A 12,188-nucleotide genomic window follows, 5' to 3' on the forward strand; every position below is an offset into this window, starting at 1 on the left:
GCCACAGAACTAGAATGGGAGTAGAACCAGCACTATCGGGAGAATAACCAACGAGACGAGAAACCCAGTCAGGTACCGACGGTTGGTAACGAGACGGGTTTGGATGGTCTCGACGGCTTGGAAGTACGTCGAGAACCGAACCAGTGTTCCGACCGTTATGATCGTGCCGATGGCCACGAGTGATAGCACGATAGCTACCCCCGGTGGGGATTCCAGAAGCACAGCGATGACGATCGTGTCGAAGAAGGTTCCGATATTAGCCCCCAGAACGTAGGGAACGATCTCCTGCCGTTTGATGTAGTTACGATTGTAGAGCGGAACAATGACTCCCAGCGAGAACGCAACGCTGGTCGTCGCGCCGGTAATGAGGATACCGAGTCCAAACGAGGTCCACTTGTGCTGAAATCGGCGAAAGAACCGCTTGCGGAGCCATTCGGTGTTGATCCGCTTGAGTACCCGATCGAAGAGAGTGAGGCTACCAAACAACACGAGAATGGCCATCACGAGTGCCAGACCCACACCAACAGTATCGACGATGGCTCCCGTCACCGGATTGAAGACCGCCAGCGGAGCAAACGAGAGTTCGATCCGGGTACTGATGTCCCCGAATCCCGTCTGGAGTCTCGGCAACAGGAGATATCCGAGGACAGTCGCTGGTAAATAAATTGAGTGTGACAAGAGGAAGGTCAGCACCCCCAACTCGGTCGCCTCGCTGAACGAATAGCGCCGCTTCTGGAAGTAGTCCAGCGCCCCTATCAGGAGTACGATAGCGGCGCCCCCGAGGCGTGAGCCAGCAAGCATCAGGAACAGCTGTGAGGCCGTGAGGATGCCGGTCTTGAACAGCGAGACGGACAGGGCCGCTACTACTGATCCGTTGGTGAGCACGTACGTGGCGAGCCAGCTTGCACCCAGGGCTTGTCCACTCCCGGCGACGTATCGCCTGAAGAACCGTTCGAGCGGAGCGGCCGCGGCCGCTGTGGACGCACCCAACAACTGGACTGCGAACAGGAACAAGAGCAAAGAGACGAAAGCGCCAACGACTAATTGGCCGGATTCACGCCCTCGGGCCAGTATCTCGTCGACGTTCGAAACCACGGATCTTATTTTTATGACCACGCGGCAGGCGCACAAAGGTTACGCCGTCAGAGGGAACTTCCCACGATAGGGGCGCGTTGAATCCTGGGTGGCGTCCTGTTGACCTCACTCCGTTCGAAGTTCCTCGTACCGTCCGTGATTGAGCCTGGAATATTGCCGATGATACCGCTCTGTGTAGTCGTAGCACTCGCAGTCATGATACGATCTCTCGACTGTCGTCGCGGCCCTCTCCCCCGGTTTGGGATCGCTTGGCTCGTTGCACCACCCTTTTCGTCCTGTATGGATTCGCCGCTGTCAAAGCAGTCATCGAATACGTGGTTCGGGGAACAGGTGACTGGTACTATAGTAGCGTTTGGAACTGTTTACACACCTGACCGCAGGACAGCGTGTCAGGTGTGCAATGACCTACAAACGCTACTATAGGTCGAAAAGCATCTATCGAATCGTAAAGACAGATCACCACACGATGTCGGGTTGGAAGTAGAGTAGTCGGCCTCCACAACCGTGCGAGACGGCGTTCGCGAACGTGCGCGGGTCGGATGACCGTTCAAACGACGAGAAAAGCCAGACCGCTCAGGACGACGGCGCCGAGGACGATAGACACGAGCCGTCCCAACCTGTGGGTACCGAGAACCCACGCTAACGCGGCCTTGAGGAGGGTGTTTGCGATCGCCGCGATGACGATTCCCGTCGTGGCGACCTCCGTCGAGACTGCCCCCTCGGCTGCGAGTTGACTCAACGTGATCGTCATCGCATCGACATCGGCGAGCCCGGAGACGAACGCCGTCGCGTACACGCCCGATGCCCCGAACCACTCGTTGGCGTGTTCGGAGACGAGCAATACGGCCGCGAATATGACCCCGAAGAGGAGGGCAGGCCGCAGGCGAAACGGGTTCTTGAGCTCCTCCGGTTCGACTGTCTCGTTGGATGCAGTCAGCCAGTACAACACCCCGGCAGCAACCGCACCGACGACAGTCATCGCTCCCAGCGGCAGCGCGACGCTCGAGAGCAGATCGGGGTTGACCACCGCGATCTCGATGAGTGCTCGGGGGAAGATCACGATGGAGGCGGTGACGACCGCGAATGCGCAGACGTGATAGAGCGTCGCGTTTTGGGTCGTCTTCTCCGCCATCGAGACCGTGGTGGCCGTGGACGAAACGGACCCACCGACGATCCCCGTGAGGGCGATCCCCCGTTCCGGGCCGAGCATTTGTCCGAGCACGTACGCCGCGAATCCGAGGCCAGTGACGAAGACGATCATCAACCAGATGAATCTCGGATTGAGGCCATAGAGGACGCCGAGCGATCGGTCGGGGAGCGCTGGTAGGACGACGAGGACGACGATGATGAACTTCGCCGACGCCCGCCGTTCGCTTTCTTCGATCTGATTGGCGAACTCGTGTACGGGGTCTTTCACGGAGAGCAGTACTGTGATGGCGCCGCCGCCGATGATCGCGATGATCGCGCCGCGGTCGGAATGCATCGCCATTGCACCGAGGATGACTGTGACGAGGGCGGCCACGAGCGTCGTCAGGCCGATATCACCCTCGTACCAGATCTTCCCGACGTACGCGACCGTGAGTGGCACGACGAGCGTACCCACAGCGACCGGAAGTACGGACGGGAAGAAGGCCTGAACGAGCGCCCCATAGAGCGCGATCAGCGGAAACGTCCGACTCCCGGCGAACGATCCGCCCGACTCGCTTTGCTCCCGTTCCAGACCGATGAGTGCGCCGAGGCCAGCTGCGAGCAGGAGATGGAAGATGGTCCCCACAAGAGGACCAGTTGTAGGATCGACCATTGTGTAGCCTTTCCAGCCAGTGGATTGTCAAACAATAGGGACGGAGCGAGCGTTTGACGTCCTGTCGTCCTCATTCTGGCTTTCCGTCCACCTAGGAAGGGGAATATCCGCCGTTACTGCCAGAATCAGCAACTGAACGGAATCCGGTCGAAGCCAGGAGTCATGCACACCGACAATACCTCTTTACCCTAACACGACGTGAGCGGCCAGCGATGAGGCTTTTTATCCGTCTGCTCCGACACGGGGTGTATGATCGGCCAGGTTTCTCCACCCAAGTGGTTGATAGACATCCTAGCGGCGTACGAGCAGGTGTTGTCGGAATTGTTCTGGTTCATCGTGGGATTTGGCGTCGTGTATCTCATAAGCCGGGTTTTTCTCATTCCACTCGCGACCCAGGTCGTCAGATCGCGTAATCGCAATAACCCAACAATTGAGACAGCAACAAAAACGTACCTTCGGGTCGTTCTGATCGGATTCGCCACGCTAACGGGTATCATCGCCGCTGGCTACGGACGGATACTCTCCGAGTCAGCGATCATCATCGCCGCCCTCACCTTCGCCCTCGGCATCGCTGGCCAGAAAGTGTTTGGGTCGCTTATCAGTGGGATGTTCCTCGTCGCCGATCCAGACTTCAATGTCGGCGACTGGATCGAGTGGCCGGGCGGAGAAGGTACTGTTGAAGCAGTCGATTTTCGCGTCACCCGTATCCGGACACCGAACCACGAAACGATCTCGGTCCCTAACACTGAACTCACAACCAACGCGATCACCCGGCCCTACGGTCGGAACAGGTATCGACTGACCGAACAGGTATACGTCGCCTATTACGAGGACACCGAGCGGGCCCTGCTGGAGTTACAACAGATCGCCACGAACCTCGAATCGGTTCTTGGTGATCCAGCGCCGAACACACGTATCGTCAAACTCGGGGAGAATGCAATCACGATACAAGCCGAATTCTGGACCGAGAATCCGAGACACACGGATATTCTAACGATTCGTTCTGACTTCCGCCGATCAGTGAAACGGCACTTCGATGAGGAAGATATTACGCTCGCTCCCCCATCCGCGCAGTTGCTTTCGGGGGGCGTCACCGTGACAGACAGGAGGTCCGAGTCACCAGCCTCAAATAGCGAATAAAACGGGACAGATCAGAACCGGGGGACGAATCCGTGGAGATGGCTTTGTTGAAATCCTCTTTACGTCTGGCGATTTGATGAGAAGCCAGATTCTCACCGGATCCGCGAAAACTCGCGTGAGAAGCTGCTCTTCCGAATGCCAACTCTAGAGGGCTTCAACAGAGCCGTGGAGATATGCTTCCGCGTGGGTTTCTCGACCGGATGGGAAGCGTTCATTCTCCTGAATGAACTGAATGATCCACCGCTTCAGCACCTCAATCTCCTTATCGCCGGGCGACTCGTTTAACCTCTCGCAGGGACTTCTCGTATACGCTCCGACGGGACCCCTCCTTCTGTTTCGTCTGGCGGCGCGTCCCGAGATCGAACTCCTCTTGGACTGTGTCGTCGATCGATCGGGGCGCCTCATTTCACGGTTATATCTACTCCTTCCTAATCGAGCCGCGAAACTCTACGTGGTTGTTCCCGTGGAACAGGGTTGATGCCCTCATACGACTAAGTGGACAGTATGTACTCCGATATCTTGATCCCCACGGATGGAAGCCCGGGAGCGCAGGAAGCTATCGAACACGGACTCGAAATCGCACAACAGTACGAAGCCACGGTTCATGCCTTGTACGTGGTCGATACGCGAGTGTCACGATCCGGTCCGCTTCTCGAATCGCTCCAGCTCGAAGGGCGAAAGGCAGTACGGGACCTCGAGGTGGCAGGGACTCAAGCCGGGCTCACCGTCGTCACAGAGGTCGTTGAAGGGGTTCCACCTCAAGAGATTCTGGAGTATAGTGCGATGCAGGGGATCGATCTCCTCGTGATGGGGACGCAGGGCCGGACTGGCATCGATCGCTTCGTGATGGGAAGTGTCGCTGAACGTGTGGTCCGCCACTCTTCGGTTCCCGTTCTCATGGTGCGCAAAGAACAACTGTAGCCGAACACTCACGAGAATGACCACGACAGAGATGCCGACTAGTCTCTATCGCAATCGGTGGCAACTTCAGCCTCAGAATACGTCAAGTGATTTTCCAGTACTCGTAAGGGGACCACGCGTGAACGACTACCATGCCCAAGTCCGCACCTTTCGAACGATACACCGAGCGATACGAGGGTTGGTTCGACACACACGAAGCCGCCTACCAGTCCGAAGTCGAGGCACTCCAGCAACTAATTCCGCAGCCAGATTTCGGTGTGGAGATCGGCGTCGGCAGCGCCCGGTTCGCGGCCCCGCTCGGGATGCAAGTGGGGCTCGATCCTGCTGGCGACATGCTGGTTCACGCCCGCGAGCGAGGGATCGACGTCGTCAAAGGCGTCGCCGAATCCCTCCCGTTCAGAGACGGAACGTTCGACACTGCGTTGATCGTCACGACGATCTGTTTCGTCGACGACATCCCCCAGACACTGGCTGAAGCCCGGCGAGTGCTGCGTCCGGACGGATCGCTCGTCATCGGCTACATCGACAAGGACAGCCCAGTCGGTCAGATATATCAGGAGACGAAGTCGGAGAACCCGTTCTATCGGGAGGCGGTGTTCGTCTCGACCGACGAACTCGTTGACGCGCTCCACGTTGCGGGGTTCTCGGAGTTCGAGTTTGTGCAGACCATCTACCACTGGCCTGACGAGATCGACGAGCCCGAACCGGTTGAAGAAGGGCACGGTGACGGGTCCTTCGTCGGTATCAAGGCAACCATGTAGCAGCCGCAGCCCAGTATTGGCTCACTTCCACTGCTGAATACGCGCTCCTTCACCTGGCCCGATCCGGCCGCGTCATTCTGTTGGCGGTCGACGTAACCTATGAAACCACTCCGATGGAAACGAGATTGGATTCCCATCGAGATGACGAACTGTAAACGGGGGATCTCCCGTGGACATCGCCAGCAGTGTATTCCGGGGAAAAATAGTCCATCGTGGCTTCCGTGCTCTGAGTATGGACGAACGTGAATCACTCGCCGCGATTTACGAGTGGCTCCCCGATGCCGGTGACGACGCTGCCGTCGTCGATGATCTGATATTCACGACCGACATGCTCCACCAGCGGACCGATTTTCCGTCGGGGACGACACGATATACGGCCGGCTGGCGGGCCGTGGGTGCCTCCCTGTCCGATGTCGCCGCAATGGGAGCCGACGCGACCGCCGCCATCGCCGTGTACGCAGCCCCCGAATTCGATCCCGACGAACTGCATGCCTTCATTGAGGGGGCCCAAGACGTGTGCGAACTAACGGACAGTCGATACGTCGGCGGTGATCTTGACCAGCACGATGAATTCACGGTTGCTTCCTCAGTGATCGGACACACCGACACCCCCACGCTCAGGTCGACGGCATCCCCCGGAGACGTCGTCTGTGTGACCGGGACGCTCGGACGGACAGGGGCGGCCTTGCGACTGTTCGAGCGGGGCGCGCATGAGCGGGCGAATGCCCTCTTTCAGTTCGAACCCCGAGTCGCGGCTGGCCAGGCCATCGCCCCGTACGTCTCCGCGATGATGGATTCGAGCGACGGGCTGGCTCGCTCGCTCCATCAGTTAGCTGACGCGAGCGACTGCGGCTTCGCGATCGAATGGGATCGGGTTCCCCTCGACGAGACAGTCAGCGAGCTGGCGACGACAGACGCGGAAGGACGCGAATTCGGGCTCTACACGGGCGAGGACTTCGAACTCGTGTTCACGATTCCCCACGATCGGATCGACGCTGCACGAGACGCATCCCCAGTCCCGATCTCGATCGTCGGAAACGTCACCGATCGTGACGTGCTAATCGATGACGAGCCGCTTCCCGATAGGGGGTACACGCATGGCCGCTGAGACGCGCGACGCGGGCCGACGGCTATCGACTCCGGTTACGCAGACGAGTGTGACCGTTCCGACGTACGCCGGTGCCGTACGGGAGGTCACACGATGGCCATGGCCACGGTCGTCTACCATCCAATCGGCGTCGTCCGTTCGCCATTCGACACGCCCGGCCCGATGCGGCCGACCCCGATCAGTCTCACTGTCGTCCGCTTGATCGATATCAGGGATACCGTGCTCCACGTCGAGGGGCTTGATCTGGTGAATGGGACGCCCGTACTCGACACCAAATTACACTATCCCAAACCAGACGAGTACCATCGAGGACACCCTATAGCAGGCGTCCGAGTAGAGTACTCATGATCGCAGACAGGCACTCCGAGCGAGAGCGTGCCGTCCGCCACGGGGTTGGTTACTGAGCATTCCCAACCTGTGAGAATGGGCGAGCCACTGTTCGTACTCGTGTTTCGAGTATCACATGAGGCCCACACCATGACAGTTGCCGACCTGATGCGGAAGGAAGTCGTAACGACATCCCCCGAGACGCCGGTCAACGAGGTAGCGACCGCGATGCGGGACGAAAACGTCGGAAGCGCCGTCGTCGTGGAGGATAATATCCCCGCTGGACTCGTGACTGACCGCGACATCACCGTTCGAGTCGCTGCGGATCAACTCGATCCGGCGGCGATGCCCGCAGAAAACATAATGACCGAGGACCCCGTCACGGTCGATGTCGACACCGGAGTCTTCGAACTGTGTAGCCGGATGTGTGAGGAAGGAGTCCGCCGGATGCCCGTCGTTGACGACGGTGAACTCGCCGGGATCATTACGCTCGACGACCTGACCGTTCTTCTGACCGGCGAGTTGAGGAATCTCGCTGGCGTCATCGAGGCGGAATCACCACCCTACTAGACGGCGCCACGGGACGCGCCGTCTCGGTCGGCTTCGATCCGTTTGAATTTGTAGGCAGAGGGAGGATACAACACTCGTGAACGAACCCGTATACATCATCGGCAGTCTCCTCGTCGCCAGCTTGCTTTCGGCAAGTGGGGCACTGATCATCGTGTTCGGTGAGGAACGACTCGACGTGTGGAAGCGCTACCTGACATCTCTTTCTGTCGGGGCGATCTTCGGCGGTGCATTCATCCATCTGATTCCTCGATACGCCGCCGGATTCGGGTTCACTCAGTTGGCGGGGCTCGTCGTCGTGCTCAGCCTCGTTGGCTCGTACGCGCTCGAAGAGGTGGTTCACTGGCACTGTCACCGCCACTGTGAATTCGAGGCGTTCTCGGTCACGCTCGTCGTCGGTGACGCCATCCACAACGTCATCGACGGCATCATCGTCGCGAGCAGTTACTACGTCTCGCTGCCCGTAGGCGTCGCAGCGACGCTCGCGATCATGTTTCACAAGGTTCCCAAGGAGATCGGCGACTTCGGTGTCCTGCTGCAGGGTGGTATTTCCAAGTGGCGCGCTGTCGAGATCAACGTCCTCACCAACGTCTTCGGGTTCGCCGGTGCCATCGGCGTTATCGTCTTCTCGGGTGTCGGAGGACTCATCGGATTCCTCCTCCCGCTGGCGATCGGGAACTTCGTCTACGTGGCCGGTGCCGATCTGTTGCCCGAGATACGCACCGAAGAGTCTAATTCGCTGCTCCAGCTCGCCATCATCCTCGGAGGTATCGGGATCATGTACGGCATCACATTTCTCAAGCCGCTGCTCTCGTGATTCGGCCGATTCACTCCAATCCTGGGCGGTGATAGGGAGCGTTACCTGCTTTCGTGACCACCAAGCACTACCGTGCTTCCCGTAGTAGATGGGGTCTCCGGAGTGGCCGTTCGAATCGGCAGTCATGTTACCACGTGAGTACGTAGAACACGATCAGCCCGAGACACGAAACCAGCCCTGCAACTGCGGTGATCGACAGTTGGCCGACGTTAAGCGGCGTTCGAAACCCCCGTTCCAGATCTGGTCGTGAATACCGGAGTTTCAGTAACGCGGCGTTCACCAGCACGAAGACAATTAATAGCATGAGATTGGCCAATCCTGCCACGAGTCCGATATCGCCGAGGAAAATGAAAGGAATCGTGATGAGTCCGACTACCACCACTGCATAGTGTGGTGTTTGACGGGACGAGTGAACACGAGAGAACATCTCCGGAAATACGTGGTACTCCGATTTCGACACGCCGTAGAACAGGCGCGAGGTCGAGATCTGGAGGATGAGTACAGTGTTCGTCGTCGAGAAGAGAGCGATTGCGCCGAGCACTGTTGACCCGAGCGGTCCCCAACCGACCCGGGCAACCTCTGCCAGCGGCGACGCCGAACGGCCTAGAACGCGCCAGTCGACCAGCGCGACCGCGGATAACCCGACCAGTACGTACAGGAGCGTCGTAATACCGATAGAGAGGAGGATAGCGCGCGGGATCGTCACGGTCGCGTCCTCGGTCTCCTCGGAGAGATTGACGATCGATCCGAAGCCAAGATAGGCGAAGAAGATCAGAAACGCCGCGTGGATGACGCCGAATACGCCGTTCGGGGCGTGGAGGACCTCGGCGTTACCCCAAGAACCACTCGCGATCCAGATGATTATCACCAGTCCGGCGACCTCGATCCCGGTAAAGAGGATATTTATTTTGGTGGATAGTTCGATCCCCCAGTAGTTGACGCCGGTCATGACTACGACGAGGAGAACGGCGATCGGGATCGACGGCACGTCGACGAAGGAAGAGAGATAGCCCGAGAAGGCCAATGCCACCGCCGCGGACGAGATGGCGCCCATGGATAACCGGCCGAGGGCTGTCACGTCTGAGATAATTTCTCGGTCGAACGCCTCGCGAACGTAGATGTAATCACCTTCCGCTTTGGGGAAAATCGAGGCGAGTTCGGCATAGCTCAAGCCCGTCAATGACGCGATCAGGGCAGCCAGCAGAAACGATATCGCGATCGAGCCGCCGGTCACGCCCGTCGCCTCGCCGAGAATCGCGTAAATACCGGCGCCGAGGATCAGGCCAACGCCGTAGACGATCGCTTCGAGGAGTCCGAGTTCCCGACGCAACTCCGGCATCAGTCACCCTGTCTCGTAGACGACATAAAAAACACCGCGTTCGAGGGGACCGACGCGCAGCGAGGCCGACCACAGTGCCGGGAACGGGGTGGCCGCCAGGTCGTGATTGGACAACGCACGTATTTCAGGTCTATCTGGACGCGAAACGACCCTGCATGGATCCACAGCGAACTCTGCTGCCACAGTAGCCGGGACAACGGACCAATCTGCCTTCACCGTACGTGTCTCGACGGCCACCCCGGGCCGTAACTCCGCAGAACCCGTTACATGTCGATCAGATGTGGTGGGAGATGCGATAGTTGCCTGTGTTTGGATATTCCCGTAACAAGAGTATAGATGTTACAAAAAATGTTGCTAAAATATACATATTAAGAATTTGTACTTTATAGTAGCCGATGCGGGCTCAGTGACCGAGTCCGTGGATAGTTCGGAGGGGCCCGCTCCGACGACGTGACCGTCCCTCCCTCTCTCCTCGAGTCCCTTCCGCCTGACCTCCGAGAACCTCGTGTTCGCCGATAAGCACGATATCAGCTTCCATCTCCTCGGAGTAGTTGAGAACGACTTCGTGTGGATTCGCGTCGAATACCCCCTTCGGCTGCCTCGTTGAATCGAGTCGGGATCACTCTTTGATGTCTCGCTGGAGGTGGGTGGCGGCGGCCGAGCGGAGATCGTCGACTCGATCGGTCAGGAAACGCACCTCGTATCCAGCATAGCCGCCGACCCCGACACCGTTCGACGACGTCGGAACCCCGTTCTGTCTCGACCGCTAGGAGAACAACGTGTCGTAGGATGCGGGCAGTTGTGTCTGCATGCGGTCGAGTTCTGGTTCCGTGACGTCGACCCGAAGCGCCTCGAATACAGCTTGTGCGTAGGTCAACGCTTGATTCTTCGAGTCGAGACCGGCACGCTCTGCAACTCGTGACAAGAATTCGTCGAAGGAGAACGAACCTTCGGACCACGATTCGGGATCGACCGACCACGTCTGGAGAGCGGCTGGAAGAAAGTCCGCGATGTCAAGCCCCTCCTCGTGCGAGATGCGCTCGGCGAGTGTCCGAAGCGTCGCCTCGATCACCTCCAGCGCGCGCTCCTCCGTCTCGATGTCCGTTCGCTCTCTGAGTCCGTCGACGATGGCAGCGGTCGTCATATTAGGTCACCACTTACACCATCGAACCGAGTACACGTCAAGATACGGGCCACCCCATCCGCCGCCACAGGCTCACGTCCGATCGATTGCGAGGCCGTAGTCAGCGTCGCCGTTATATCGGCATCGACGAACCCGGTCCTGCGGAACCGAATCATCCGTCCTGTTCGACGACGGAGATAGTATGCAACGCCGCCTCGAACGCGACAGCTGGATCGATACTGTTTCCACGGCCTCCTCCGAACCCTCTCTTCGGACCGGTGGAATCACGATTTGGCGATGCATCCCGAGTGGTCGCCGGGGAGTGAGCGAGTGTCAGACGCCCCGGTCACGTTTCGGATCGCGGCCGAGTATACTCGCGACGGATTCGACGCGGTCCTCGACGTGCTGTTCGCGATCTCGTAGTTCGTCGATCTCCAGCGACGAGATGACGCGATCGCCCCCAACGGCGTTGTGTGCCGCACGGACGGCGTCGAACACCGTATCAACGTCGTCGGCTTCGATGACGGTGTCAGTCGCGGTTAATTCGTACGAGATGTCGTACTCTTCGAGCGCCTCGATTGCCTGTGCGATGTCGTCCGAAAGACTCCCGTCGTGGACTGGAATCACTTCGAACCGAGCGATTACTGTCATGGGCGATGGCTCCATCGGTGAAACGGTGGTTGCTCCACCTTCGACCAGCATTCGTTGGCAATACATATAATCGTCCCGACCAGTCACCGGGAGACTGTGGACCCTTCGATGCCCTTCCAATCTTAGCGACGAGACCGGGCCATCTCCCAAGTCTTTACCTCCGTAGCTCTCCACACCTGAGTCGTGCCACTGAACGAGATAGCGACCACGATGGGCGAGATCGGTTCCGGTGCGTGGGAACTCCGGATCGAAGGTGGGGAGACCATCGACGCATTTTTCGACGAAGTCGAGGTGAGCGAGGAGCGTGGGTTCCACGCAGAGGGCCGCAACGAAGAACGAGGGATGTTGTACGAACTCACGACTGGCAAGCAACCGGGCGGACCGGTTCGTCTCCGTCGCAGACCACTCGACAGCGAGGAGTGGGAAGAGGCCGGAGCCGTCGTCGAGGCCGTCAAGCAGGGGTGAGAGCGTACTCACGAAATACCGATACGACGCGGCTCTTTTCGGCGGCTGAGAACGATGTGCACCATCTATATGT

The 12,188-nt window shown here is 58.8% G+C and carries 13 protein-coding genes; 8 read left to right on the forward strand and 5 right to left on the reverse strand.

What is annotated here, in order from left to right:
* Positions 1–9: 9 nt before the first annotated feature.
* Both DU484_RS07890 and DU484_RS07895 read right to left on the reverse strand, forming a co-directional pair.
* A complete protein-coding gene (locus tag DU484_RS07890) occupies positions 10–1,095 on the reverse strand; it encodes a sodium:phosphate symporter (RefSeq protein ID WP_187347787.1) in 1,086 nt (361 codons plus the stop codon).
* A gap of 547 nt (positions 1,096–1,642) precedes the next feature.
* The gene (locus DU484_RS07895) at positions 1,643–2,896 is read right to left on the reverse strand and encodes an MgtC/SapB family protein (RefSeq protein ID WP_114605625.1); all 1,254 of its coding nucleotides are present in this window, start codon (positions 2,894–2,896) and stop codon (positions 1,643–1,645) included.
* 249 nt (positions 2,897–3,145) lie between these two features.
* Here DU484_RS07895 and DU484_RS07900 point away from each other — a divergent pair, with 249 nt between their 5' ends.
* From DU484_RS07900 to DU484_RS07930, 7 genes are all read left to right on the forward strand, one after another.
* The gene (locus DU484_RS07900; protein WP_114605626.1) at positions 3,146–4,036 is read left to right on the forward strand and encodes a mechanosensitive ion channel family protein; all 891 of its coding nucleotides are present in this window, start codon (positions 3,146–3,148) and stop codon (positions 4,034–4,036) included.
* A 504-nt stretch (positions 4,037–4,540) separates the two neighbouring features.
* Positions 4,541–4,957 carry a universal stress protein gene (locus tag DU484_RS07905; RefSeq protein ID WP_114605627.1) on the forward strand — a complete coding sequence of 139 codons (417 nt, stop codon included), beginning with the start codon at positions 4,541–4,543 and terminating at the stop codon, positions 4,955–4,957.
* A gap of 131 nt (positions 4,958–5,088) precedes the next feature.
* Positions 5,089–5,718, forward strand: a complete 630-nt coding sequence (locus tag DU484_RS07910; protein ID WP_114605628.1) for a class I SAM-dependent methyltransferase — start codon at positions 5,089–5,091, stop codon at positions 5,716–5,718.
* Positions 5,719–5,950: 232 nt separating this feature from the next.
* Positions 5,951–6,826 carry a thiamine-phosphate kinase gene (gene thiL, locus DU484_RS07915; RefSeq protein WP_114606740.1) on the forward strand — a complete coding sequence of 292 codons (876 nt, stop codon included), beginning with the start codon at positions 5,951–5,953 and terminating at the stop codon, positions 6,824–6,826.
* 93 nt (positions 6,827–6,919) lie between these two features.
* On the forward strand, positions 6,920–7,174 hold the full coding sequence (locus DU484_RS07920) for a TrmO family methyltransferase domain-containing protein (RefSeq protein WP_114605629.1): 255 nt from the start codon (positions 6,920–6,922) through the stop codon (positions 7,172–7,174).
* Positions 7,175–7,303: 129 nt separating this feature from the next.
* Positions 7,304–7,723 carry a CBS domain-containing protein gene (locus tag DU484_RS07925; RefSeq protein WP_114605630.1) on the forward strand — a complete coding sequence of 140 codons (420 nt, stop codon included), beginning with the start codon at positions 7,304–7,306 and terminating at the stop codon, positions 7,721–7,723.
* A 76-nt stretch (positions 7,724–7,799) separates the two neighbouring features.
* Positions 7,800–8,537: a ZIP family metal transporter gene (locus DU484_RS07930; RefSeq protein ID WP_157969539.1), complete on the forward strand. Its 738-nt coding sequence runs from the start codon at positions 7,800–7,802 to the stop codon at positions 8,535–8,537.
* A 127-nt stretch (positions 8,538–8,664) separates the two neighbouring features.
* Here the strand turns inward: DU484_RS07930 and DU484_RS07935 are convergent, their stop codons facing one another.
* From DU484_RS07935 to DU484_RS07945, 3 genes are all read right to left on the reverse strand, one after another.
* The gene (locus DU484_RS07935) at positions 8,665–9,876 is read right to left on the reverse strand and encodes an APC family permease (protein WP_114605632.1); all 1,212 of its coding nucleotides are present in this window, start codon (positions 9,874–9,876) and stop codon (positions 8,665–8,667) included.
* Between the two features lie 766 nt (positions 9,877–10,642).
* The gene (locus DU484_RS07940; protein WP_114605633.1) at positions 10,643–11,020 is read right to left on the reverse strand and encodes a DUF2267 domain-containing protein; all 378 of its coding nucleotides are present in this window, start codon (positions 11,018–11,020) and stop codon (positions 10,643–10,645) included.
* Positions 11,021–11,332: 312 nt separating this feature from the next.
* Positions 11,333–11,650 carry an MTH1187 family thiamine-binding protein gene (locus DU484_RS07945; RefSeq protein ID WP_114606741.1) on the reverse strand — a complete coding sequence of 106 codons (318 nt, stop codon included), beginning with the start codon at positions 11,648–11,650 and terminating at the stop codon, positions 11,333–11,335.
* Between the two features lie 183 nt (positions 11,651–11,833).
* Here DU484_RS07945 and DU484_RS07950 point away from each other — a divergent pair, with 183 nt between their 5' ends.
* Entirely contained in the window at positions 11,834–12,115 is a 282-nt protein-coding gene (locus DU484_RS07950; protein WP_114605634.1) for a hypothetical protein, read from the forward strand.
* Positions 12,116–12,188: the final 73 nt, after the last annotated feature.

The organism is Haloplanus rubicundus (assembly GCF_003342675.1).
In the GTDB taxonomy this organism is placed as follows: Archaea; Halobacteriota; Halobacteria; order Halobacteriales; family Haloferacaceae; genus Haloplanus; species Haloplanus rubicundus.